This window comes from Pseudomonas sp. W2Aug9, from assembly GCF_023127755.1.
Taxonomy (GTDB): Bacteria; Pseudomonadota; Gammaproteobacteria; order Pseudomonadales; family Pseudomonadaceae; genus Aquipseudomonas; species Aquipseudomonas synxantha_A.
Genome location: NZ_SPKL01000010.1, coordinates 707,575 through 730,335, shown reverse-complemented (window position 1 = coordinate 730,335; position 22,761 = coordinate 707,575). Strand labels below are relative to the sequence as shown.

Genomic DNA, 22,761 nt, shown 5'->3' with positions numbered 1-22,761 from the left:
AGGCTATTCGATAGGCTCGTAAGCAAGCCCGACGTAATTTTCTGCAATGGTTTTGCGCCCGGCATCCGAGTGGATGAAATAGTCCAGCTCACTCTCGGCAATGCGCTGGCTGAAGGCGTCCGCCTGGGGAAACTCATGCAGCATCGAGGTCATCCACCAGGAAAACCGCTCGGCTTTCCATACCCGGCGCAGGCAGATAGCCGAGTACTTTTGCAGCAAGTCCAGGCGTCCTTCGCGGTACACCTTGAGCAAGATCCGGAACAACGTGCTCACGTCACTGGCCGCCAGGTTCAACCCCTTGGCGCCGGTGGGCGGGACAATATGTGCGGCATCGCCAAGCAGGAACAGGCGCCCGTACTGCATGGGTTCCACCACGAAGCTGCGCAGCGGCGCGATACTTTTTTCAATCGATGGGCCGGTCACCAACTGCTGCGCCAATGAACCGGGCAAGCGGGTTTTCAGTTCATCCCAGAAACGCTCATCCGACCAATCCTCCACAGCCTCGTCCTGCGGCACTTGCAGGTAATAACGGCTGCGCGTCGGTGAGCGCATGCTGCACAGGGCAAAACCCCGTGGGTGTTTGGCATACACCAGCTCGGCGTGTACCGGCGGCGTATCGGCGAGCACCCCCAGCCAACCGAAGGGATAGACCCGCTCGAATACCTTCAACGCCTGCGCCGGAATCGACTGGCGGGCGACGCCATGGAAGCCATCGCAACCGGCGATGTAATCGCACTCCAGGCGATAGGCTTGGCCTTGGTGATTGAACGTCAGCCAGGGTCGATCACTTTTCAGATCATGGGGCTGTACGTCGCACGCCTCGTACAGCGTGGTAGCGCCGGCGGCTGCGCGGGCGGCCATCAGGTCGCGGGTGACTTCGGTCTGGCCGTAGATCATCACCGATTGGCCACCGGTCAATGCCTTGAGATCGATTGGGATAAGTTGGTCATTAAGGGCAATGTCAAAACCTGTGTGCACCAACCCTTCAACATCCATGCGTTGGCTCACCCCGGCTTCGCGCAACAGGTCAACCATGCCCTGCTCCAACACTCCGGCACGGATGCGCCCCTGCACGTAATCGGAGCTCTGGCGCTCTAGAACAAGGGTTTGAATACCAGCGTTGTGCAGCAGCTGGCCGAGCAGCAATCCAGACGGACCGGCGCCAATAATGGCGACTTGGGTTTTCAGGGTTTTCATTATTTTTATGGCCTTCACGCTTTACCCGAACGTATCGAGTGAAAGAGTTGTCAGTGGAATTGTGGCTGACATTTTTCACTTGAGCGAACCGCATAAGAAGGTGAAAACTGCGTCAAAGCCTGCGCTTTTCGCCAATCGGGGCGATTACCGAACCATTATCCTGAGTATCGGATTGAAACCATGACCAAAACCGCGATTCCGGTCTTCAAGCTTTACGGGGAAAGCCAGCAGTGGCCGACGCCCGATTTGTTGCACTGCGAAACCATTTCCCGGCGCAGTCGGGAATACCAGTGGGAAATCCAGCCCCACCGGCACGCGGATCTGTGCCAACTGCTGTATGTGCACAAAGGCCAGGCACAACTGGAAATCGAAGGCCAGCGCACCACCCTCAATGAAGCGAGCCTGCAAGTGTTGCCGCCACTGTGCGTGCATGGCTTTCGTTTTTCCGAAGATGTGCAGGGTTATGTGGTGACCCTTTCGGCGCCGCTGGTCAGCCATTTGCAGGCGCAATTGGGCGACACCGTCGATGGCCTGCAAACCCTCGGCAGTTATCCTGCGGGCAAGGACAGCGACTACTTGAACAACCTGTTCGTGCGCTTGCAGGACGAATACGCCGATGATCAACCGGCACGGGACATGATGTTGCACGCCTTGGTCAGCGTGCTGCTGGTGTGGGTCAGCCGCCAGGCGATCCAGCGCCGTCATCCACGCGCCCCACGTGGTCGTGAGTATTTTCGGCGTTTCACCCAACTGGTCGAACAGCATTACCGTGAGCACCCCAAGATTGAAGATTTGGCCCACAAGCTGGGCATCTCGGTCTCACACTTGAACGGGACTTGTCGGGAGTTGGGCGGGCAACCGGCATTGCAGATCATGCATGACCGCCAATTGCTGGAAGCCAAGCGCTTGTTGACCTACACCAGCATGACCATCAATGAGATGTCCGAGGTGCTGGGCTTTTCCGACCCGACCAACTTCTCGCGACTGTTTCGCCGCAGGGTCGGGTTTTCACCCAAGGCGTTTCGCGAGCAATTAAAGGCCGAGCAGCCTACCTGAGCGCGCTGAAGCTGCCGGTGCGCGGCACGCATTGGTCCTGATGGCAACTGATGGCGAACGCCGCCGGTTGCATGCGCGTTTGCTCAACGCGATAGGCGGCTGTCCCGTACAACGCAGTCGCCAATGCGCAGAGGGTGAAAATCGTCAGGTATTTTCTGGTTTTGATACTCATGGCACAGACCTCTGAACGGATCTACACGGTGCTGTTTAAAGCATAGGTCAGTCAGCGCAAGTTGCCATGATTGGCTGCCATTCAGCGCGTTTATATCGCCTCAGAGGCCGACGTCCCACGCAGGCGCCTCCGGAAACCGCAGCACCAGAAAATCCAGCAGGCTGCGCAGTGCCGAGGGCATGTGCTTGCGCGAGGCGTACACCGCATAGATGTTCATCTGCCGTGGCTCTGCTGCAGGCAGCAAGCGCACCAGTTCACCACTGCGGATCAGGTCACCGGCCTGATAACTGGGGAGCATCGCCACCCCTGCCCCGGCCAGGGTTATACGCAATAACGTGCTGGCCTCGTTGGCGGTGATATTGCCGTGCACCGGCACCGACACGTGTTCGCCCTGCTCTTCGAAATGCCACAGGCTCTTGCCGAAATAGGAGTGGGTCAGGCAGTTGTGCCGGGCCAGGTCTTCGACTTTCTGCGGCGCCGGATGCTCACGCAGATAGGCCGGTGTGGCACACACCACCGAGCGGCACACGGTCAAGCGCCGGGCGATCAGGTTCGGGTCCAGGTCATTGCTGGTGCGGATCGCCAGGTCGATGCGCTCGTCCACCAGGTTCACCGTGCGGTCGAGCATCTGCAAGTCCACCGTCACCAGCGGGTAGCGCTTGACGTACTCGGCAATGGCCGCGCCCAACTGCGCCTGGCCGAACGAGGTACTGACGCTCAGGCGCAACAAGCCCCGAGGCGCGTCATCGGGCTCGCTGACGGCGGCCTGCATATCAGCGCACAGCTCCAGCAATTGCCGGCAGCGCGGCAGGGTTTCGCTCCCGGCAGCAGTGAGGCTGAGCTTGCGCGTGGTGCGGTGCAGCAGGCGCGCACCGACCCAATCCTCCAGCTCAGCCAGGTAACGCGAGACCACCGGGCGCGACAGGTCCAGATGATCGGCGGCGGCAGACTGGCTGCCCAGGTCCACCACGGTGACAAACACGCGCATTGCTTGAAGACGATCCATGATCTGTCCGATTTCAGAAACAAACTATGTCCAAGCATCGCATTTTTTGTGGTGTTTTATGCAACTAAGCTCTACCCACCCCTTACCAATGGCAGGAGCTGCCCGATGTTCTCGACCTTCAAACGCTTGACCCTGGCCACTGCCGCCCTGGCGTTCGCCGCCCACGCCGCAGCCGCTGAGCTGAAACTGGACGTGTACAACCCAGGCGAAGCGGCGATCTTCCCCGTCAGCTCGGTGCTGGTCAGCGGTGCCAAAGACGCGATCCTGGTGGACGCCCAATTCGGCAAAGGCCAGGCCGAGCAATTGGTGCAGAAGATCCGCGCCAGCGGCAAGCACCTGACCACCATCTACATCAGCCATGGCGACCCGGACTACTACTTCGGCCTCGACACCCTGACCGCCGCGTTCCCCGACGCCAAGGTGCTGGCGCCACAACCGGTGGTCGACCATATCAACGCCACCGTCGCCGGCAAGCTGGCATTCTGGGGCCCGAAAATGGGCGCCGACAAACCGACCAAAACGATCGTGCCGCAAGTGTTGCAAGGCCACAGCCTGACCCTTGAAGGGCAACAGCTTGAAGTGGTCGGCCTGGACGGTCCGCAGCCGGATCGCAGCTTTGTGTGGATCCCGTCGATCAAGGCTGTAGTCGGTGGCGTGGTTGTCGCCGAAAACATTCACCTGTGGATGGCTGACACTCAGGGCGCGCAATCTCATAAAGACTGGTTGAGCACCCTTGAGCGTATTGAAGGCTTGAAGCCAAAAACAGTGATCCCTGGTCACTACCTGGGCACCCCATCGCTGGCCTCGGTGAAATTCACCGCCGACTACATCCAGGCCTTCGACATCGAAACCGCCAAGGCCAAGGATTCCGCCGCCCTGATTGCGGCCATGAAACAGCGTTACCCCACCCTCGCCGACGAAAGCTCGCTGGAATTGAGCGCCAAAGTCGCCAAGGGCGAAATGAAGTGGTGATCGGCTTTAAACCCTAACCCTGATGGAGAACGTCATGAGCAAAATCGCAATCATTGGTGCCACCGGCCGTGCCGGTAGCCAACTGCTGGAAGAAGCCCTGCGCCGCGGGCATACCGTCACCGCCATCGCTCGCAACACCGACAAGCTGGGCGTACGCCCGGGCGTCACGGTCAAGCAGGTGGATGCCCTGGACGCCGATGCCCTGCAACACGCTATCAGCGGCAGCGACGTGGTGATCAGCGCCGCGCACTTTGCCACCTTGCCCGCCAGCGCCGTGATCGGCCCGGTGAAAAAGGCCGGGGTCAAACGCCTGCTGGTGGTGGGGGGTGCAGGTTCGTTGCTGCTACCGGACGGCAGTCGCGTCATCGATAGCCCGGGGTTCCCGGCGGAGTACAAGGCCGAAGCCAGTGCCGGGGCTGATTTTCTGGAAACGCTGCGCCAGGAAACGGAATTGGATTGGACGTTCCTCTCGCCATCGGCGCTGTTCGACGGGACCGAGCGCACCGGCAAATTCCGCCTGGGCCAGGATGACCTGTTGGTGAGCAGTGACGGTAACAGCTCGATCAGCTTTGCCGACTACGCCATCGCCATGATCGACGAGGTTGAAACACCCAAGCACTCGCGTAAGCGCTTCACCGTTGGCTACTGACACCACGCGGTAAAAAATGTGGGAGGGGGCAAGCCCCCGATAGCAGTGGATCAGGCAGATTATTTGTGACTGACACACCGCTATCGGGGCATGGGTATCTACACAACTTCTGGTACGCCGCCGGCCCCTGTGGGAGGGGGCTTGCCCCCGATGGCGGCCTCACAGCCGACCAGGATGTTCGGTTGGATCGAGTACATATCCATTGTTTAGGTGACGATCACTATTGGTTCCGCCCTTATGTGAACTGCCCCCCGAATGTTGGACACCTGACCCCCTCGGGAGGGTGTTCCATGACGAAATACAACCTAGCACTCAAGCAATCACTGATTGAAGAGTGTCTGTCTGCCAGTAGTGTTCATGAGGTGGCCCTCAAGCATGGCTTGAGTCCATCGCTGCTTCGTCGCTGGGTCAAGGGTTTTGAAAAGCACGGCGCCTCTGGCTTGATTGCCAAGTACAGCCATTACGATGCCCAGTTTAAATTGAAGGTTTTGCAGTGCATCAAACAAGACGGGCTGTCGGACCAACAGGCCTGTATACGGTTTGATATCCGTGGTCCAAGTAGTATCAGGCAGTGGCGAAAGCTGTACGATGAAGGCGGTGTAGAAGCACTACAACCGCATCGTCTTAAAGAGTCCAGCATGCCCCGCAAACCTTCCAGGCAACCCAAAGCAAGTCCCGCTCTTCCTGCGGACGCAGAACTGACCCCTGCACAAATGCTCGCAGAACTGGCTTATCTGCGCGCGGAGAATGCCTATCTAAAAAAGCTCGATGCCTTAATCCAAGCGGATCCCCTTACTGCGCAGCCAAAAAAACGCAGGCCGTCCAAGGATTGAGGCATGAGCATCCACTTGCTCTGTTGCTACGTGCTGCGGCACTTGCACGCAGCACCTTCTATTACCAAAGTAAAACACTGCTAACCGACAAGCATGCCGGCCTTAAAGATCGCATCCGCAGCGTCTATCACAGGCATAAGGGGCGTTACGGCTACCGCCGCATCGCCGCGACTCTTGGAAACAGTGGTGAGTTGATCAATCACAAAAAGGTGTATCGGCTGATGCAGATGATAGGCCTCAAGTCGCTGGTCAAAGTGAAGAAATATCGCTCTTACCGAGGTGCTGAAGGGCTTGTTGCGCCTGATCTACTAAAGCGCGAATTTAAGGCACAAGCCCCTAACCAGAAATGGGCAACCGACGTGACGGAGTTCAAGGTGAAGGGGCAAAAGCTGTTTCTCTCGCCTCTCATGGATTTGTACAACGGCGAGATCCTGGCTTACCAGGTCAACCGACGTCCCGAATTCAGGATGGTTTCGACGATGCTGGAAAAAACCTTCGGGCGACTGAATCAAGGTGACAAGCCGATACTGCACTCTGACCAGGGTTGGCAGTACAGGCAGCCTACCTACCGACACATGCTGGCCGAAAAGAGCATCGAGCAGAGCATGTCGCGCAAGGGTAATTGCTTGGACAATGCCGTCATGGAGAGCTTTTTCGGCACGCTCAAGAGCGAGTTTTTCTATCTGGAATCATTTGAGAGTGTGGAGCAACTGGCATCAGGCTTAGAGGATTACATCACCTACTACAACCAAGACCGCATAAGCCTCAGACTGAATGGCTTGAGTCCGGTACAGTTTCGGACCCAGGCACTAAATCAATAGCGTCTCCTGTCCAACTTTTGGGGGGCAGTTCAATGGCGGGTCACTTTCGAAAAGCGCGAAAGTAACCAGCGCTCTTGCCCCACCACTCGGCACCTCGCCTGGGCTCGGTGTGCCCGTAATCCGCCATGGATTTGGGGGGCCGCCGCCATGCGCCATCCATGGCGCGGGGCGGCTAAACCGGCATCCCTGCCGGTTTACCCCCCAAATCCCCGTCGAATTCCGGCCAGCGTGGTTTAACGGGGCGCCTGAGACCAAAAGCAGAGCAAGATCAAGAGCGGCTCGCTTCGCATCGTGGTTACTGACGGTCGCATGTCAGAGTTGCGTAGATACCCATGCCCATCGGGGGCAAGCCCCCTCCCACATTTGAATCTTCAGTGCTGTGACTGCTGTGCCTGGCTCACTAGCCAGTCCATCAGGGCCAACAACCCGGCAGAAGGCACTTTCCCCGGCGGATACACCAAGTAATAGCCCATCCCCGTCGGCACCCGCAATTCAAACGGCATCGCCAGGCGTCCGGCCTTCAAGTCCTCGCCAATCAACGCACGATCACCGATCGCCACGCCATTTCCCTGTGACGCCACCGTCATCGCCAAGTCCAGGGTTTCGAAATGAGGCCCCTGGTTCAGGTGACTCAAGTGCGTACCCGCCGCCTTCAACCACAACGCCCAATCCCGCTCGTCCCGCGTGGGATGCAACAGCACTTGTTGCTGCAGATCAGCCGGCGTGTGCAAGCCTGCCAGCAACGCCGGCGCGCACACCGGGGTCAGTTGTTCGTCGAACAAATGCCGTGCCTCGGCGGCCTGCTCGGCGATGGGTGCGTAGATCACCGCCGCGTCGAATCGTTCGCAGCGAAAGTCCACGGTAAAGGCCACGGTGGTGGTGAGTTCCACCGGCACATCCGGACGCTCCTTCTGCCATTGCAACACGCGCGGCAGCAGCCAGCGTATGACGCAGGTGGGCGCCTTGAGTTGCAGGACCTCGCGACGGCCGCCGATGTGCTCCACGGCCTCACCGATCAAGCCGAACACCTGCTGCGCCCGTAACGCCCACTCGCGGCCTTCCTCGGTCAAGCTCAAGCCCCGCGCCTGGCGCAGGAACAAGGCATAGCCCAACTGGTGTTCCAACCCGGCGATCTGCCGGCTCACCGCCCCCTGGGTAATGTGCAGCTGCTCGGCGGCACGGGTGAAGTTGCAGCACTGGGCCGTGACCCAGAAAGTGTGCAACGCGGGCAAGGGCGGAAGACGTTTCATCGGGGCGCAGCCATGACGTGAGGACATGGCGAGTATGACTTTTTATCGTTTGTTGCCGCTACCGGCCTGCCGCTCCAATAGCGTCTCGAATCCATCACAAGAGCGACCTCTATGGCGACCTGCGGCGAAGTATTGGTCAACCTCCTGGAAAACTACGGCGTGGACCAGGTGTTCGGCATTCCCGGCGTGCACACCGTGGAGCTGTACCGTGGCCTGGCGCGTTCCAGCATCCGTCACGTCACCCCGCGCCATGAACAGGGCGCCGGTTTCATGGCCGACGGTTATGCGCACACCAGTGGCAAGCCCGGCGTGTGCTTCATCATCACGGGCCCCGGCATGACCAACATCACCACGGCCATGGGTCAGGCCTATGCCGACTCGATCCCGATGCTGGTGATTTCCAGTGTGCAGGCGCGCAGCCAATTGGGGGGCGGGCGCGGCAAGTTACATGAGCTGCCCAGCCAGAGCGCGCTGGTGGCAGGCGTGGCGGCGTTCTCCCATACTCTGATGTCGGCGGCAGAATTGCCCGGTGTGCTGGCGCGGGCGTTTGCGCTGTTCCAGGCCGGTCGGCCGCGCCCGGTGCATATAGAGATCCCGCTGGATGTGTTGGTGGAGAACGCCGACGCCCTGATGGGCAGTGCACCGGTCAACGTGGCCCGCGCCGGGGCGGCACCGGCGGCGGTCAGGCAGATGAGCCGCTTGCTCGCCGCCGCCAAGCGCCCGCTGATCCTGGCCGGTGGCGGTGCTATCGATGCAGCGCCAGAACTGACCCGCCTGGCCGAAACCCTCGGCGCCCCCATGGCCCTGACTATCAATGCCAAAGGCCTGCTGCCTGCCGCACATCCTTTGTTGCTCGGCTCGACCCAAAGCCTGGCAGCCACCCGCGCCTTGGTCGCCGAGGCCGATGTGGTGCTGGCCATCGGCACGGAACTGGCGGAGACCGACTATGACGTGACCTTCGCCGGCGGTTTCGAAATTCCCGGCGCGCTGCTGCGGGTCGATATCGACCCGGACCAGACCGTACGCAACTACCCGCCCCAGGTGGCGCTGGTGGCCGACGCGACAATCGCCGCCGAGGCCTTGCTCACCGAGCTGAACCGCCAGCCACTGCCACCGCGCCACGCCGAGTGGGGCGCAGCACGCGTCGCCCGTTTGTGGGCCGAACTGGCGCCCACCTGGGATGCCGCCACCCGCGCACAAACGCTGTTACTCCACACCATCCTGGAAGCACTGCCCGGCGCCGTACTGGTGGGCGACTCTACCCAACCGGTGTACAGCGGCAACCTGACCCTGAACCTCGACCACCCACGCCGTTGGTTCAACTCATCCACCGGCTACGGCACCCTGGGATATGCCCTGCCCGCCGCTATCGGTGCCTGGTTGGGGCGCGGCGACGGGCAACCGGTGGTGTGCCTGATCGGCGATGGCGGCCTGCAATTCACCCTGCCGGAACTGGCCAGCGCCGTGGAAGCCCGCATACCGGTGATCGTGCTGTTGTGGAATAACCAGGGTTATGAAGAGATCAAGAAGTACATGCTCAACCGCGCCATCGAGCCGGTGGGCGTGGACATCTACACCCCGGATTTCATCGGCATCGCCAAGGCAATGGGGTGCGCGGCAGAAAGCATCGATGGCATCGAACAACTGCGTGCGGCATTGCGTGCGGCTGCTGAGCGCCCGGGGCCGACGCTGATTGAAATCGATCAGGGGCGGTGGCAGCAGGCGAACATTTGAGCCGTGGATCACGCCAACCACCCTGTCGATTCTGACAGTAGACGCACGAGTACGACGCCGTAATATTCAAGCCATGCACAACGTTGATGCACAAGGAGGCTGCATGGCTAAGGCATCGATATTTTCCGGCAACCTGGTAGTGATTGGCTTTGGCTCGATCGCCAGGGCCACACTGCCGCTGTTGCTGCAACAGGACACGCTGATCCTGCGCACCATCACCGTGATCGCGCCCGTACTTGACCAGACATCATGGTTCGAAGCCCACGGCATCACCTTTATCAAGGCGCACTTGGACGAGGACAACTACGAAGCCTTGCTGGATCGGTATATCGACCCCGGCGACTTCCTGCTCAATTTATCCGTGGACGTCAGTTCCATCGCCCTGATGACCTATGCCGCCAATGCCGGTGTGTTGTACCTCGACACCTGTATCGAACCCTGGGCCGGTGGTTACACCGACCCGACACTGTCGAGCGAGCAACGCACCAACTACGCCTTGCGCCAGCAAATGCTCAAGTTGCGCAAGAAACTCGGCAAGGGGCCCACGGCGGTGGTGGCCCATGGCGCCAACCCCGGGCTGATCTCACACTTGCTCAAGGCGGGGCTCATGGGGCTGGCAGACGAACTGAAGCACCCAGTACCCGTCGCCAACGCTCACGTGGAGTGGGCACGGCTGTCGATGCAAATGGGGGTCAAGGTGATTCATATCGCCGAGCACGACACGCAACGCTCCACCCAGCCCAAGCAAACCGGAGAGTTCGTCAATACTTGGTCGGTCGACGGTTTTATCAGCGAAGGCGGACAGCCGGCAGAGTTGGCGTGGGGGACCCATGAGAGACACTGGCCGCCAAATGCGCGACGTCATCGTAATGGTGAAAAAAATGCTATTTTTCTGGATCGCCCCAGCGCGACGGTGCCGGTCAAGACCTGGACACCTGTAGAGGGTAGCTGCCTGGGCCTGTTGATTACCCACCATGAAACCTGTTCATTGGCCGATTGCCTGACGCTGCGCGAAAACGGCCATGTGATATATCGGCCCACGCTGCACTACGCCTACCGCTGTTGCGACGACGCATTATTGTCGATCCACGAATTGATCGGCAACAACTGGCAGCATCCGCGCAGCAAACGGGTAATGGGTCATGAAGTGGCCGACGGCGGCATTGATGCGCTCGGAGTATTGCTCATGGGGCATGCATTGAATGCCTATTGGTTTGGCTCAATGCTGTCGGTTGACCAGGCGCGGGCCCTGCTGCCGTTCAATACGGCCACCAGCCTGCAAGTCGTCGCGGGGGTGTTCGCGGGAATGGTCTGGGCGGTGCGCAACCCCGACCAGGGCATTGTCGAAGCCGAGGATATGGACCATACGTATGTCCTCGACGCGGCGTACCCGTACCTGGGCCTCGTGCTTGCCCGGCAGACCGACTGGCGGCCGGCCATTACGGCCCTGCCGGAACAACGCGACGACATTGAATACCCGTGGCAATTTGCACAGTTCACAGAGGCATGAATCGTTTTTTTCAATAGCCCCTGCAACTTTCTGATTTGCCCTGCTTCCCCATCCGTGGCCTGATTCGCCCTCGTTCACTCAAGGCAGGCCCATGGAAAACGTTCACGCAAAACCCACCACCGCCGTATGGCTGATGATCAGCGTGGTGCTGGTCGCCCTTAACCTGCGCCCGTCGATGGCGGCTGTGGGGCCGTTGCTGTCGTCGATTCGCGTGGATGTGCCGTTGAGTTTCAGCAGCGCCGCCTTACTGACCATGTTGCCGGTCATGGCCATGGGCCTGGCGATGTTTGTTGGCATGGGCCTGGCCAAGCGCCTGGGCGAACATCGCAGCATTATGCTGTCGCTGCTGGTGATTGGGCTGGCGACCTTATCGCGGCTGTTGCTGGATTCGGCGCTGGAGCTGATCGTCAGCGCGATTGCCGCAGGGGTCGGCATCGCGCTGATTCAGGCGTTGATGCCGACGCTGATCAAGTCGCGATTCAGCGCTGACGTTTCGCTGTTCATGGGCCTGTATGTGACTGCGATCATGGGCGGCGCTGCGCTGGCGGCATCACTCTCACCCTTGGTACAAGTGCGCACCGGCAGTTGGCGCATCGGCCTGGCGATCTGGGCGGTACTGGCGCTGTTGGCGCTGGTGTTCTGGTATACCCAGCGTTCGGCTCTGCCACCCTTGCCTCAAGCAGCTTCGAGCACTCGGGAATCATTTTTCAGCAATCGCCGCGCCTGGTTGCTGGCGATCTTTTTTGGCCTGGGCACGGCGTCCTATACCTGTGTATTGGCGTGGCTGGCGCCGTACTACGTCGAACAGGGCTGGAGCGAACAGAATGCCGGCTTGCTGCTGGGCTTGCTGACCGCCATGGAGGTGATCTCCGGCCTGGTCACCCCGGCCATCGCCAACCGACGCCAGGATAAACGCGGCGTGATCGCGGTGCTGCTGGCGCTGATCATCCTCGGGTTCTGCGGCCTGATCCTCAGCCCGCAACACTGGAGCCTGCTATGGCCTTGCCTGCTCGGCCTGGGTATCGGCGGATTGTTTCCCATGAGCCTGATTGTGTCCCTCGACCACCTCGACAACCCACGGCGCGCCGGTAGCCTTACCGCATTTGTACAGGGCATCGGTTACCTGATTGCCGGCGTGTCACCCTTGATTGCCGGAGTGATCCGCGATCAATTGGGCAGCTTTGAAGGGGCCTGGTGGTCGCTGACCGCGGTGACTGTGGTGATGCTGCTGATGGTCCTGCGCTTCAACCCCCGGCATTACGTACGACATATCCGCTGACGTCGTATTACAAACAGTATTTGTCCCACACGAAACATTGAATAGTCCTACAGAGCTTTCTATTGGTACGAGCGTTCCGTTAACATTTTGCCCAGTCTTGTACTGAGTTCGGTACAAAGGGTTTACGGACGAAACCGATGCTAAACAGTAACTCGCTCAGAAAGCTCGATATGCAGGATTTGATGGTGTTTATCGCCGTCTACGACCAGAGCAGCGTTACTGATGTGTCCGAAACGCTGTTCGTCAGCCAGTCCACGGTGAGCTACAGCCTGAAGAAGTTGCGCACCAGCTTTGAGGATGAGCTGTTTATCAACACACGGGCCGGTATGCGTCCGACGTACAAGGCCACCACCATGTACGGGCATGTGCAGAAGATCCTGGAAAGCATCAACCTGTGTCACGCCGGTGGCCAGGCCTTTGACCCGACCCAACAGGCGGTGACCTTCAATGTGTGCGCCCCGGAATACTTCGAGCAACTGATCCTGCCACGGCTGTTGAAGCACTTCGACCATGCCGACCTGCCGGTGATCGTCAATGTGCAGAAGCTGGAAACCGACATTCCCGTCGATGACCTGCGTGAAGGCCGCCTCGACCTGGTGATCTGCTTCGGCCCGCACTTTCATCGCACCCATAAAGACTTCAAAACCCAGATGCTGTTGGAGGATGACCTGGTTTGCGTTTTCGACCAGCGCTCGGCACCCAGGGAGCCGGCGTTCAGCCTGCAATCTTTCGTCGAGCGGCGTCACATATTCCCCACGCCATGGTCCTCCGACACCAACATGATCGACGGCTGGCTCGCACGTCAGGCGCGCAAGCGCCAGGTGATCGCGCGGGCCAATAGCTACAGCGCAGCGTTGAAGATGATTACCGGCACCGACTTCATCGTCACCCTGCCGCGTCGCGTGCAAAAGTTGCTGGCGCCGGGGTTCGGTGTGTGCGAAGCACCCAACGGTTTGCCGGGGTTCACCCTGGATATGCACTGGAAGGAAACCAATGGGCAAGACAGCGCCAATAGCTGGTTTCGTGAGCAAGTGGTGAGGGTGTGTGAGGAACAGCTGCAAGCGGCAAGTTGAAGGCGCCAAGCAGTCTTTATAGTTGCTTTGAGCTTGGAGCCGGGAGCTTGTCACTCATGAACGCCTCCAGCCGCGAACGCATCCAGCGCTCCGCCGGGTCGGTGTCGACGTGGCTGAGCCAGACCATCGACAAATCCAGGGTCGGGGTTTGGAAGGGAAACGGCTCGCAGTACAGATTGCCGCTGGCGGCCATGGCTTGGGCAGTGTAATCCGGCAGGCTGGCGATCATATCGGTGCCGGCGAGCAACGCCGGCAGCGAACTGTATTGCGGCACCGACAGCACCACATGGCGCTTGCGGCCCACCTCCGCCAGCCACTCATCGGCAAACCCGGCCACGTTGGCAGTGTGGGACACCAGCACATGGGGCCGTGCGCAATATTCGTCGAGGGTCAGCGGCGTGTCCGAGGCATCGGCGCGCAGCAGGCAGGGGCGGATATGCCGCAACAGCTTGCGCTTGGCATTTGCCGGCAGGCCGCGGGTCTGGGTGATGCCGACGGTGATATCGCCCGACGCCAGCAAGTCGGGAATGCGCCAGTAATCCACGTGCTGCACCACGAACACCACCTGCGGCGCCTCCTGGCGCAAGGCGCGCAGCAACGGCGGCAGCAGGCCGAACTCGACGTCATCCGACAGGCCGATGCGAAAGGTCATGGTACTGATGGACGGATCAAAGTCATGGGTCAGGCTCAGGGCCGATGACAAGGAATCCAGGGCCGGCGACAGGTGCTGGATGATTTCCTCGGCACGGGCCGTGGGCTCCATGCGATGGCCGACACGAATGAACAACGGGTCGTTGAACAGGGTGCGCAGGCGGTTGAGGGCCGAACTGATGGTGGGCTGGCCGAGAAACAGCTTCTCCGCCACCCGCGTCACATTGCGCTCAAGCATCAGCGCTTCGAAGACCACCATCAGGTTGATGTCGGCCTTGCGTAATTCATTGCGATTCATCGGCGCCCGCCCCTTTCCCCAAGACAAGCCGCAGTTTAGAAAGGCCACGGGGCTGCGTCTATGTGCGCGCTGTTCATCAGGCGGTTTGGAGACGATAAATCAGCGCTTGAAGTTTATGTAAGCCTCACAAAACAACTGTGGGAACGGCCTATCCCACTCCCACAGTTGGATTGTATTGGACTTGAAGTCAGGGTTTCAGCGGGCGCTCCTGGTCCCGTTCGGAAAGCTCCGTGCCGTCGTCGGGGTGCTTCCAGGTTTGCGGTTTTTCTTCCTCTGGCTGCCGCCGATGATGATCACGTTCTGGCTCATTGTGCTGCTGGTGTTCGTTGCCCATAGCCACCTCCCATCCGTAAGAATTGGACACAAGCTCAAGCATAGAACAGGTCTGAAAAATCGGATGGCCGTTTTGACTAATAACCAAAACACATCAATGCATCCATATTTGTCACTTATCATTTCTAAATGTGTCAGCCACTATCCCCAGTCTTAAGCGAAACAAGCACTTTAAAAAGAACGCTGGAGACACAAAATCATGACTAGCCCTTCCCGGCCCGCCCCTGCCAGCTCGAAAGTAGGCGCTGTACTGCGCGTTACTTCGGGCAACTTCCTTGAACAGTTCGACTTCTTTCTGTTCGGGTTCTACGCGACCTATATCGCCGCCGCGTTCTTCCCGGCCGCTAATGAGTTTGCGTCATTAATGATGACCTTCGCCGTATTCGGCGCGGGCTTCCTGATGCGACCACTGGGTGCAATCATTCTGGGTGCCTATATCGATGACGTGGGCCGTCGCAAAGGCTTGATCGTGACCTTGTCGATCATGGCCAGCGGCACGCTGTTGATCGTGCTGGTGCCCAGTTATCACACCATTGGCCTATGGGCGCCGCTGCTGGTGCTGCTGGGCCGCCTGCTGCAAGGTTTCTCGGCCGGTGCGGAATTGGGCGGTGTCTCGGTTTACCTGTCTGAAATGGCTACGCCGGGCCGCAAAGGGTTCTACACCAGCTGGCAGTCGGGCAGCCAGCAGATCTCCATCGTGGTCGCCGCAGCGCTGGGCTATGGCTTGAACGTGTGGATGGAACCGGCAGTGGTGGCCGATTGGGGCTGGCGTATTCCATTTGCCGTAGGTTGCGTGATCATTCCGTTTATCTTTGTGCTGCGTCGCAACCTGCAGGAAACCGAAGAGTTCGCCAACCGCAAGCATCGCCCGACCATGCGTGAAGTGATGGCGACCCTGGTGAAGAACTGGACCGTAGTCATCGGCGGCATGTTGATGGTGGCCATGACCACCACCGCGTTCTACCTGATCACCGTGTACGCACCGACCTTCGGCAAGACCGTGCTGCAACTGAGCACTTCCGATGCCCTGCTGGTGACCTTGCTGGTGGCGGTGTCGAACTTTTTCTGGCTGCCGATCGGCGGCATCCTCAGTGATCGCTTCGGCCGCAAACCGGTACTGATCGCCATGACCGTGCTGACTGTTCTTACTGCTTATCCAGCGCTGTCCTACGTGGTCAACGCGCCAAGCTTTGCGCACATGCTGGAAACCCTGTTGTGGTTCTCCTTCCTCTACGGCCTGTACAACGGCGCGATGATCCCGGCGCTGACCGAAATCATGCCGGTGGAAGTGCGCGTGGCGGGTTTCTCCCTGGCTTACAGCCTGGCGACTGCGGTCTTCGGTGGCTTCACGCCGGCGATTTCCACCTGGTTCATCCACATCACTGAAGACAAGGCATCTCCCGCCTATTGGATGATGTTCGCCGCACTGTGTGCGCTGTGTTCAACCCTGGCGTTGTATCGCCACGCCAATACCCGTGGCCAAGTCATGCAGGAGGCGGTGCAATGAAGCCTTTATTCAAATCCCTCACTGCCGTCGTCCTCGGCGCCCTGGCGCTGACGGCCCAGGCCGAAGAGCTCAAGGTGATGACCTCTGGTGGTTTCACCGCCGCCTATAAACTGCTTGGCCCGCAATACGCCAAGCAAAGCGGTGACACCCTCGACACCATTCTCGGCCCGTCCATGGGCAAGGCGCCGGAAGCGATTCCCAACCGCCTGGCCCGCGGCGAGCACGCCGACGTGGTGATCATGGTTGGCTACGCTCTGGATGAGCTGATCAAGCAAGGCAAGGTCGACCCCGCGTCCCGCGTGGAATTGGCCGATTCGCGCATTGGCCTGGTGGTGAAGGAAGTCGCGCAAAAACCTGCGATCAATACCGACGCCGAACTCAAGGCCGTGCTGAGCAAAGCCAAATCCGTGGCGTACTCGGACAGCGCCAGCGGTGTGTACGTCGAGAAAGAGTTGTTCAAGAAACTCGGTATGCCGGCCAAAGGCACCATGATCGAACGCGTGCCGGTGGGCGAGCAGGTGGCCAAGGGCGACTACGAAGTCGGCTTGCAGCAGGTGGCTGAATTGTTGCCGGTCAAGGGTGTGACGTTTGTCGGCAAGATCCCGGAAAACGTGCAATCGGTGACACGCTTTGCGGCGGGCATTCCGGTCAACGCCGAACACCCGGACGAAGCCAAGGCGCTGCTGGAGTTCATGGCCTCGCCCGAAGCTCAACCGGCGGTGCAATCCACCGGCCTGGACTCGGTGTCACGCTGACCGAAACGGCATCTCCCGCACCAATCGCTCCAACTCCAGCGCCGCAGGCGGCAGTGTCCGCCCGCGGCGCTTGATCAAGCCCACATTGCGCATCACCTGCGGCTCTACCAGCGGCACACTCACCAGAATCGGGTGCTCGCACGCCGGCATCGCAATCGACGGCACCATCGCCACGCCCAGCCCCGCCTCCACCAGCCCGATCATGGTGGTCACGTGATGGGTCTCGCAGATACTCGGCTTTTTCACCCGCACGCCACGCAGCGCCTGGTCGAGCAGGAAGCGGTTGCCCGAGGTTTTGTCCACGCTGATGTAGTCGTGTTCATAGGCCTCGGTCCAGGTCACGCTCTCACGCGTGGCCAACGGATGGTCACGCCGACAGGCAAGCACATAGCGTTCCTGCAACAACAGCTCGAACTCGACCTCGTCGGCCAGGCTACCGCTGAAGCTCACGCCGAAATCCGCTTCACCGCTTGCCACCGCATTGCTCACCTCACCAGCACTGGCATCGAGCACCCGCAGGCGAATCTTCGGATACAGCTTGTGGAATTCGGAGATCACGTGGGGCATGAAGTAATACGCGGTAGACGGCACACAGGCGATGGTGACGTTGCCCATGCGTGTGGACGCGACGTTGCTGATGCCCATCAAGGCGATGTCGAGATCGTCGAGCATTCGCTCCACCTGGGGCAAGAAGGCACGACCGACCATGGTCAGACTGACCCGCCGTGTGGTGCGTTCGAACAGCTTTACATCCAGGGCGGATTCAAGCTTCTCGATGCGTCGGCTGAGGGCCGGCTGCGAGATACGGATGGCCTCGGCGGCGCCACGGAAACTGCCCTTGTCTACCACGGCGCGGAAGGCTTGGAGGTCGTTGAGGTCGAAATTGATGATCACGGGAGGCGGGCCAAAGTGGTCGGGGTGACGAGCATTATCGTATGGGAGCCGATGGGATGCCATGCGAGCCGGGGCGGCTTTATCGAGATAATCCTGTTACAGATATCAAGTCATACATTTCAGCAGCTTATCGGCCATCTACGGCCACGCGATCGCCAAAACGGGTCAATACTTGCGGCCTGACCTACACAACTGGAGACGCGACACCCCATGCAAACCTACCCCTTCTGGATGGACGACGAGACGCCGGATATCGGCATTGATCAGTTGCTTCTTGCATCGCGCCAATGGTCAAGTAGGATTTAATCCTACTCACTTCTGGCGGACATCCCAATGCGCTCAACCCAGCAAATGAGCATCACCTTGCCCCTTGAAATGGCGGCCCTGGTCAAAGCCAAGGTGGCTGCAGGCGAATATGCCAGCGAAAGCGAAGTGATTCGCGACGGATTGCGGGTGCTGCTGGCACGTGACCGTGCCATGGAAGATTGGCTGAGGGACGAAGTCATCCCGGCAGCGACCGCTCTTGAGGCACAGCCTGAGCTCGGGTTATCTGCAGAACAGGTTCGCGAGCATATGGCAGCCAGGCGTCAGCGCAAAGGCATCGGGAACGCGTGAGCTACTCGGTGGTTTTTTCGCCTGAAGTCCTGACGCAACTCAATGCCCTTGAGGATTACATCTGCGATGCCGGCTCCCCCTTGGTAGCGACGCGCTTTATCGACAATCTCGTCAGCTACTGTGAAAACCTCGCCCTGTTCCCCTTGCGTGGCACGCGCCGTGACGACCTGCTTACAGGCTTACGCATCACGCACTATCGTCGCAGCACCATCATCGCGTTCAGGGTGAGGCCTGATTGCGAAACGGTGTCGATAGTGGGGGTATTTTATGGCGGGCAAAACTACGCGGCGCTGTTCCAGGGTGAGGGGAACGACTGCTCATTGATAGACGAAAAGCCTGCTGAAAACTGATCGGCAGGCTTTTAGCGCTTAATCGACTGATAATTTCTTCCACGCCGCTGGCGCACTGAAAAACGCCTGCGCGTTACTGTCCAGCGTCTCCAAGTGATAACCCCCTTCCTGCACGATCAAGCATGGCAACCCCAGCCCTCGAATGCACTCGCCCAGCCGCGCAAAGCCTTCCCGCGTCACCGCGACTTTGCTTTGCGGGTCCAACTCGTAAATATCAAAGCCCAGTGACAACACCAGCACATCCGCCGAGAAATCCTTCACCGCTGCCAGGGCCAGCTCCAGCTTTTCGAAAAACAGCGCTTCGCTGGCACCGTGGGGCATGGGCAGGTTGAGGTTGAATCCTGAGCCTGCACCATCGCCTCTTTCTTCGGCAAAGCCCGCCACCCCGGGATAGAAGTTGGTCGGATCGCCATGGATCGACGTGTAGAGCACGTCATCGCGCTGGTAGAAAATCTCCTGGATGCCTTGGCCGTGGTGCATGTCGGTATCGAGCACCGCGACGCGCTGGAAGCCTTGGCGTAACGCTTGTGCAGCCACCGCCGCATTATTGATGTAACAGAAGCCGCCCGCCGCATCGAAGCGGGCGTGATGACCCGGCGGGCGGCACAAGGCGTAGGCGGCAGGTGCGCCATCGAGGATCGCCTTGGCAGCGGCAACGGCGCTTTGGGCTGACCAATACGCCGAGCGCCAGGTCAGTTCACCGATCGGGCAACTGCCATCAGCCAGGTAACGTGCCGCCTGGGCCAGAATGCCGCGCAGGGCGTTGGGCTCGCGCACGAAGATGTTGGACATGACTTCGTCGCCCCAGTCTTCGGGGATTTCCTTCCAGCGCTGGTGAGCTTCTTGGAGAAAATCCAGATATGCAGCGCCGTGCACGGCGAGCAGCGGCTCCATACCGTAGTCGCTCGGTTGCTGGATATCAAAGCCCAGGGATTGCGCAGCCAGCAGCAGGTTGCGCGCACGCTCGGGGACCTCCTGTGGTGTGCGCATCTGGCCACGAGAATAGTAACTGCGTGGATGATGCAGCAGTTGTTCGGGATGGAAAAACGTATTCATAGGATGCTCCTGGATAAACACAGAACCTGTGGGAGCTGGCTTGCCTGCGATTGCGCACGGTCAGAGCACAATGTACTGCCTGCTTCACCGCTATCGCAGGCAAGCCAGCTCCCACATGGGCACGGCGTCAGCCGTTAGAAATGAAACTGGCCGGCGCGTTTCAACACGGCGTTGAGCAATACATCGGTGCCCTGGCGCACGTCTTCAGGCAAGACGTCTTCGGCTTCGTTGTGGCTCAGGCCACCGACACAGGGGATGAAGATCATCGCAGTCGGGCAATAGCGCGCCAGGTGGATAGCATCGTGGCCGGCACCGCTGATGATGGTCTGCTGGCTGTAGCCCAGAGCATCCACCGACGCTTGCACACAGGCCACGCACTCAGCATCGAACGGCGTGGCCGGGCTGATCCAGTGCGGTGTGATAGTCACGCTGAGGCCACGGTTTTCGGCAATCGCCTGCAGGCGTGCGCGCACTTGTTGCTCCATGGCGTCGATATCGGCGTCGCGGTGATGGCGCAGATCGACAGTGAAGTCGAGCACACCGGGAATGGTGTTGCGCGACGACTTGGCGATGCTCAATTCACCCACAGTGGTCAGGCCATGCGGGGCAAAATCGGCAGCGAGGTTTTCCAGGGCCTGGATCATTTTTGCGGCGCCATACAACGCATCTTTGCGCAGCGCCATCGGCGTGGTGCCAGCATGGGCAGCCATGCCTTCGACCCGCACGTCGAGCCAGCGAATCGCCTGGCCGCCGGTCACCACGCCGATACTGTTGGCGTTGTCTTCCAGGATCGGGCCTTGCTCGATATGCGCTTCAAAATACGCGTCCACCGCCCCACCCAATGACCGCTCACCGTTATAGCCGGTGGTGCGCAACGCCTCGGCCACGCTGATGCCATCGACGTCGGTGGTCGCCAATGCCTTGTCCAGCGTCAGCGCACCAGTGAACACCGCCGAGCCCAGCATCGCCGGGGTGAAACGCGCGCCTTCTTCGTTGGTCCACACTGCGATTTCCAGGGGCTTGCGCGTCTGGATGCCGTGGTCGTCGAGGCTGCGGATCACCTCCAGGCCGGCCAATACGCCGTACACGCCATCGAAGCGCCCGCCTTCGGGCTGGGTATCGAGATGGCTGCCGATCATCACCGCAGCGGCGTCATTGTCGGTACCCGCACGACGGGCGAACAGATTGCCAATGGCATCCACGCTCAACGTCAGGCCAGCCGCTGTACACCAGTGACTGAACAGCTCGCGACCGGCCTTGTCTTCGGCGCTCAACGCCAGGCGGCAGCTGCCACCGCGTGCAGTCGCGCCGATCTCGGCCATGGCCATCAAGCTATGCCACAGGCGCTCGCCATTGATCTTCAACATTGCTGACTCCCTCAACTGTGTGCCATTTCCAGGCGGTGAGCCGTGGCGTGGCGGCGGGACAAGGCCAGCACGCACACCAACGAGACCGCCGCGATCACGCTGTAAAACACTGCCATCGGCCACCATTGGCCCAGGTATTGATGGGCCAGCCAGGTGCCGATCAACGGTGTCAGGCCGCCGGCCAATGCGCCGCATACCTGGTAAGCCAGAGAGATCGCGGTGTAACGCACGCGGGTTTCAAACAGGCCGCTGACAAAGCCTGCGATGACGGCATAGAACGACGCCATGCACACCACCGCGAGGGCTATGCCGAGGATGATCAACGGCGCCTGGCCGCTGCTGACCAGAACGAACATCGGATACGGCGAGGCCATTGCCAGTACGCACATGGCGCACAGGAACCGTGTAGCGCCGACCTTCTCTGCCACCCAGGCGGCCAGTGGCTGAACGCAGAACTGGATAATGGCGACGAAGAACAGGCATTCCAGAATCAGCGAGCGCGGCAGGTTCAGTTGCTGAGTGCTGTAGGCAATCATGAAGGTGTTGGTGAAATACACGCCGGCAATCCCCAATGTGTTGGCGCCAATGCACAACAACAGTGGACGCCAAGCGGTCTTCAGCACTTCCAGCACGGGGGCTTGGTCCTTCTTGATCGCCCGAGCTTTTTCCGCCAGGGCCTTGTCTTCGAGGAACTCCGGCGACTCATTTACACCCAGGCGAATCGCCAGGCCGACGACCAACAGCAAGGCACTGGCCAGGAACGGCAGGCGCCAGCCCCAACTGAGCAGGTCTTCTTCCGGTAAGCGGGTCACCGCGCTGAACGCCAGCAGAGAAAGAATCAAACCGGCCGGGCTGCCCAACTGGGCGAAGGATGCAAAGAAGTTACGGCGCCCCTTTGGCGCATGTTCTCCGGCCATCAACACCGCCCCGCCCCACTCACCGCCGACCGCAATGCCTTGCACCACTCGCAGCAGTACAAGCAGCACCGGTGCCGCGGCGCCGATCTGCGCATAGGTCGGCAACAGGCCGATGCATACCGTGACCACGCCCATCATCACGAGGGTAATCACCAGGGATTTCTTGCGGCCGATGCGGTCGCCGATATGGCCAAACACGATGCCGCCCAACGGCCGCGCAAAGAAGCCCACGGCGAAGGTGCCGAACGCAGCCATGGTGCTGAACAATTTATCGTCGGAGGGGAAAAACAGCTGACCGAACACCAGCGCCGCAGCGGTGGCATAGATGTAAAAGTCGTACCACTCGATCATGGTGCCGATAAAAGCGGCGGCCGCGGCACGGCGAGGCTGCGGCGAAGCGGAAGGCTTCATGGGGCTGGCTCCTTTGGTTATTTTTTTGGCAGGAGATGGTCGAACCGGTGCGCTC

At 60.0% G+C, this 22,761-nt stretch carries 22 protein-coding genes; 12 read left to right on the top strand and 10 right to left on the bottom strand.

The window, feature by feature from the left end; all coding sequences use genetic code 11:
• Positions 1–3: 3 nt before the first annotated feature.
• A complete protein-coding gene (gene pobA, locus E3O56_RS10235) occupies positions 4–1,197 on the bottom strand; it encodes a 4-hydroxybenzoate 3-monooxygenase (RefSeq protein WP_148852365.1) in 1,194 nt (397 codons plus the stop codon).
• Positions 1,198–1,377: 180 nt separating this feature from the next.
• On the opposite strand from pobA, the gene E3O56_RS10230 reads away from it, so the two are divergent.
• Complete coding sequence (locus tag E3O56_RS10230) at positions 1,378–2,253, top strand: helix-turn-helix domain-containing protein (protein WP_005786075.1); 876 nt, start codon at positions 1,378–1,380, stop codon at positions 2,251–2,253.
• Here E3O56_RS10230 and E3O56_RS10225 read toward each other — a convergent pair.
• Both E3O56_RS10225 and E3O56_RS10220 read right to left on the bottom strand, forming a co-directional pair.
• Positions 2,246–2,425, bottom strand: coding sequence for a hypothetical protein (locus E3O56_RS10225; protein WP_003189580.1), 180 nt, complete (start codon positions 2,423–2,425; stop codon positions 2,246–2,248). The genes E3O56_RS10230 and E3O56_RS10225 overlap by 8 nt on opposite strands.
• Before the next feature lie 100 nt (positions 2,426–2,525).
• Entirely contained in the window at positions 2,526–3,431 is a 906-nt protein-coding gene (locus E3O56_RS10220; protein WP_005786071.1) for a LysR family transcriptional regulator, read from the bottom strand.
• A gap of 105 nt (positions 3,432–3,536) precedes the next feature.
• Between E3O56_RS10220 and E3O56_RS10215 the strand changes: the two genes are divergently transcribed.
• From E3O56_RS10215 to E3O56_RS10205, 3 genes are all read left to right on the top strand, one after another.
• The gene (locus E3O56_RS10215) at positions 3,537–4,403 is read left to right on the top strand and encodes an MBL fold metallo-hydrolase (RefSeq protein WP_216090892.1); all 867 of its coding nucleotides are present in this window, start codon (positions 3,537–3,539) and stop codon (positions 4,401–4,403) included.
• A gap of 34 nt (positions 4,404–4,437) precedes the next feature.
• Positions 4,438–5,052 carry an NAD(P)-dependent oxidoreductase gene (locus E3O56_RS10210; protein ID WP_078820600.1) on the top strand — a complete coding sequence of 205 codons (615 nt, stop codon included), beginning with the start codon at positions 4,438–4,440 and terminating at the stop codon, positions 5,050–5,052.
• 290 nt (positions 5,053–5,342) lie between these two features.
• Positions 5,343–6,706, top strand: a protein-coding gene (locus E3O56_RS10205) for an IS3 family transposase (RefSeq protein WP_248128168.1) whose coding sequence is annotated in 2 segments (ribosomal slippage) — positions 5,343–5,808 and positions 5,808–6,706 — 1,365 coding nt in all. Because the reading frame shifts where the segments join, the coding sequence is not laid out codon by codon here.
• Positions 6,707–7,077: 371 nt separating this feature from the next.
• Here E3O56_RS10205 and E3O56_RS10200 read toward each other — a convergent pair.
• Positions 7,078–7,956, bottom strand: a complete 879-nt coding sequence (locus E3O56_RS10200) for a LysR substrate-binding domain-containing protein (protein WP_248128167.1) — start codon at positions 7,954–7,956, stop codon at positions 7,078–7,080.
• Positions 7,957–8,067: 111 nt separating this feature from the next.
• On the opposite strand from E3O56_RS10200, the gene E3O56_RS10195 reads away from it, so the two are divergent.
• From E3O56_RS10195 to E3O56_RS10180, 4 genes are all read left to right on the top strand, one after another.
• The gene (locus E3O56_RS10195) at positions 8,068–9,690 is read left to right on the top strand and encodes a 5-guanidino-2-oxopentanoate decarboxylase (RefSeq protein WP_248128166.1); all 1,623 of its coding nucleotides are present in this window, start codon (positions 8,068–8,070) and stop codon (positions 9,688–9,690) included.
• A 103-nt stretch (positions 9,691–9,793) separates the two neighbouring features.
• Positions 9,794–11,200 (top strand): saccharopine dehydrogenase NADP-binding domain-containing protein, encoded by a 1,407-nt coding sequence (locus tag E3O56_RS10190; protein WP_248128165.1) that lies wholly within the window; start codon positions 9,794–9,796, stop codon positions 11,198–11,200.
• 91 nt (positions 11,201–11,291) lie between these two features.
• Positions 11,292–12,479, top strand: a complete 1,188-nt coding sequence (locus tag E3O56_RS10185) for a cyanate transporter (protein WP_248128164.1) — start codon at positions 11,292–11,294, stop codon at positions 12,477–12,479.
• Between the two features lie 137 nt (positions 12,480–12,616).
• On the top strand, positions 12,617–13,552 hold the full coding sequence (locus E3O56_RS10180; protein ID WP_248128163.1) for a LysR family transcriptional regulator: 936 nt from the start codon (positions 12,617–12,619) through the stop codon (positions 13,550–13,552).
• Positions 13,553–13,568: 16 nt separating this feature from the next.
• On the opposite strand, the gene E3O56_RS10175 is transcribed toward E3O56_RS10180, so the two are convergent.
• Both E3O56_RS10175 and E3O56_RS10170 read right to left on the bottom strand, forming a co-directional pair.
• A complete protein-coding gene (locus E3O56_RS10175; RefSeq protein ID WP_248128162.1) occupies positions 13,569–14,501 on the bottom strand; it encodes a LysR substrate-binding domain-containing protein in 933 nt (310 codons plus the stop codon).
• 187 nt (positions 14,502–14,688) lie between these two features.
• The gene (locus E3O56_RS10170; RefSeq protein WP_164699504.1) at positions 14,689–14,835 is read right to left on the bottom strand and encodes a hypothetical protein; all 147 of its coding nucleotides are present in this window, start codon (positions 14,833–14,835) and stop codon (positions 14,689–14,691) included.
• Positions 14,836–15,033: 198 nt separating this feature from the next.
• On the opposite strand from E3O56_RS10170, the gene E3O56_RS10165 reads away from it, so the two are divergent.
• The gene (locus tag E3O56_RS10165) at positions 15,034–16,341 is read left to right on the top strand and encodes an MFS transporter (RefSeq protein WP_032877256.1); all 1,308 of its coding nucleotides are present in this window, start codon (positions 15,034–15,036) and stop codon (positions 16,339–16,341) included.
• Positions 16,338–17,096 (top strand): substrate-binding domain-containing protein, encoded by a 759-nt coding sequence (locus E3O56_RS10160; protein ID WP_248128161.1) that lies wholly within the window; start codon positions 16,338–16,340, stop codon positions 17,094–17,096. Before E3O56_RS10165 ends, E3O56_RS10160 begins: the two co-directional genes overlap by 4 nt.
• Here E3O56_RS10160 and E3O56_RS10155 read toward each other — a convergent pair.
• On the bottom strand, positions 17,088–17,990 hold the full coding sequence (locus tag E3O56_RS10155; RefSeq protein ID WP_057701145.1) for a LysR family transcriptional regulator: 903 nt from the start codon (positions 17,988–17,990) through the stop codon (positions 17,088–17,090). The two genes, E3O56_RS10160 and E3O56_RS10155, sit on opposite strands and share 9 nt — an antisense overlap.
• A 333-nt stretch (positions 17,991–18,323) precedes the next feature.
• On the opposite strand from E3O56_RS10155, the gene E3O56_RS10150 reads away from it, so the two are divergent.
• Both E3O56_RS10150 and E3O56_RS10145 read left to right on the top strand, forming a co-directional pair.
• Positions 18,324–18,605, top strand: coding sequence for a type II toxin-antitoxin system ParD family antitoxin (locus E3O56_RS10150; RefSeq protein ID WP_032881061.1), 282 nt, complete (start codon positions 18,324–18,326; stop codon positions 18,603–18,605).
• Positions 18,602–18,955: a type II toxin-antitoxin system RelE/ParE family toxin gene (locus tag E3O56_RS10145; protein ID WP_216090887.1), complete on the top strand. Its 354-nt coding sequence runs from the start codon at positions 18,602–18,604 to the stop codon at positions 18,953–18,955. Before E3O56_RS10150 ends, E3O56_RS10145 begins: the two co-directional genes overlap by 4 nt.
• An 18-nt stretch (positions 18,956–18,973) precedes the next feature.
• Here E3O56_RS10145 and E3O56_RS10140 read toward each other — a convergent pair whose 3' ends face one another.
• From E3O56_RS10140 to E3O56_RS10130, 3 genes are all read right to left on the bottom strand, one after another.
• Positions 18,974–20,011 (bottom strand): histone deacetylase family protein, encoded by a 1,038-nt coding sequence (locus E3O56_RS10140; protein ID WP_248128160.1) that lies wholly within the window; start codon positions 20,009–20,011, stop codon positions 18,974–18,976.
• Positions 20,012–20,145: 134 nt separating this feature from the next.
• Entirely contained in the window at positions 20,146–21,378 is a 1,233-nt protein-coding gene (locus tag E3O56_RS10135; RefSeq protein ID WP_248128159.1) for a Zn-dependent hydrolase, read from the bottom strand.
• 11 nt (positions 21,379–21,389) lie between these two features.
• Complete coding sequence (locus E3O56_RS10130; protein ID WP_228309513.1) at positions 21,390–22,706, bottom strand: MFS transporter; 1,317 nt, start codon at positions 22,704–22,706, stop codon at positions 21,390–21,392.
• Positions 22,707–22,761: the final 55 nt, after the last annotated feature.

Excerpts from the sequence above, each read along its gene's own strand:
- E3O56_RS10230 (WP_005786075.1), top strand. The coding sequence starts at position 1,378 with ATGACCAAAACCGCGATTCCGGTCTTCAAGCTTTACGGGGAAAGCCAG.
- E3O56_RS10195 (WP_248128166.1), top strand. The coding sequence starts at position 8,068 with ATGGCGACCTGCGGCGAAGTATTGGTCAACCTCCTGGAAAACTACGGC.
- E3O56_RS10180 (WP_248128163.1), top strand. The coding sequence starts at position 12,617 with ATGCTAAACAGTAACTCGCTCAGAAAGCTCGATATGCAGGATTTGATG.
- E3O56_RS10210 (WP_078820600.1), top strand. The coding sequence starts at position 4,438 with ATGAGCAAAATCGCAATCATTGGTGCCACCGGCCGTGCCGGTAGCCAA.
- E3O56_RS10175 (WP_248128162.1), bottom strand. The coding sequence starts at position 14,501 with ATGAATCGCAATGAATTACGCAAGGCCGACATCAACCTGATGGTGGTC.
- E3O56_RS10140 (WP_248128160.1), bottom strand. The coding sequence starts at position 20,011 with ATGAATACGTTTTTCCATCCCGAACAACTGCTGCATCATCCACGCAGT.
- E3O56_RS10220 (WP_005786071.1), bottom strand. The coding sequence starts at position 3,431 with ATGGATCGTCTTCAAGCAATGCGCGTGTTTGTCACCGTGGTGGACCTG.
- E3O56_RS10200 (WP_248128167.1), bottom strand. The coding sequence starts at position 7,956 with ATGAAACGTCTTCCGCCCTTGCCCGCGTTGCACACTTTCTGGGTCACG.
- E3O56_RS10165 (WP_032877256.1), top strand. The coding sequence starts at position 15,034 with ATGACTAGCCCTTCCCGGCCCGCCCCTGCCAGCTCGAAAGTAGGCGCT.
- pobA (WP_148852365.1), bottom strand. The coding sequence starts at position 1,197 with ATGAAAACCCTGAAAACCCAAGTCGCCATTATTGGCGCCGGTCCGTCT.
- E3O56_RS10130 (WP_228309513.1), bottom strand. The coding sequence starts at position 22,706 with ATGAAGCCTTCCGCTTCGCCGCAGCCTCGCCGTGCCGCGGCCGCCGCT.
- E3O56_RS10135 (WP_248128159.1), bottom strand. The coding sequence starts at position 21,378 with ATGTTGAAGATCAATGGCGAGCGCCTGTGGCATAGCTTGATGGCCATG.
- E3O56_RS10160 (WP_248128161.1), top strand. The coding sequence starts at position 16,338 with ATGAAGCCTTTATTCAAATCCCTCACTGCCGTCGTCCTCGGCGCCCTG.
- E3O56_RS10190 (WP_248128165.1), top strand. The coding sequence starts at position 9,794 with ATGGCTAAGGCATCGATATTTTCCGGCAACCTGGTAGTGATTGGCTTT.
- E3O56_RS10215 (WP_216090892.1), top strand. The coding sequence starts at position 3,537 with ATGTTCTCGACCTTCAAACGCTTGACCCTGGCCACTGCCGCCCTGGCG.
- E3O56_RS10150 (WP_032881061.1), top strand. The coding sequence starts at position 18,324 with ATGCGCTCAACCCAGCAAATGAGCATCACCTTGCCCCTTGAAATGGCG.
- E3O56_RS10170 (WP_164699504.1), bottom strand. The coding sequence starts at position 14,835 with ATGGGCAACGAACACCAGCAGCACAATGAGCCAGAACGTGATCATCAT.
- E3O56_RS10185 (WP_248128164.1), top strand. The coding sequence starts at position 11,292 with ATGGAAAACGTTCACGCAAAACCCACCACCGCCGTATGGCTGATGATC.
- E3O56_RS10225 (WP_003189580.1), bottom strand. The coding sequence starts at position 2,425 with ATGAGTATCAAAACCAGAAAATACCTGACGATTTTCACCCTCTGCGCA.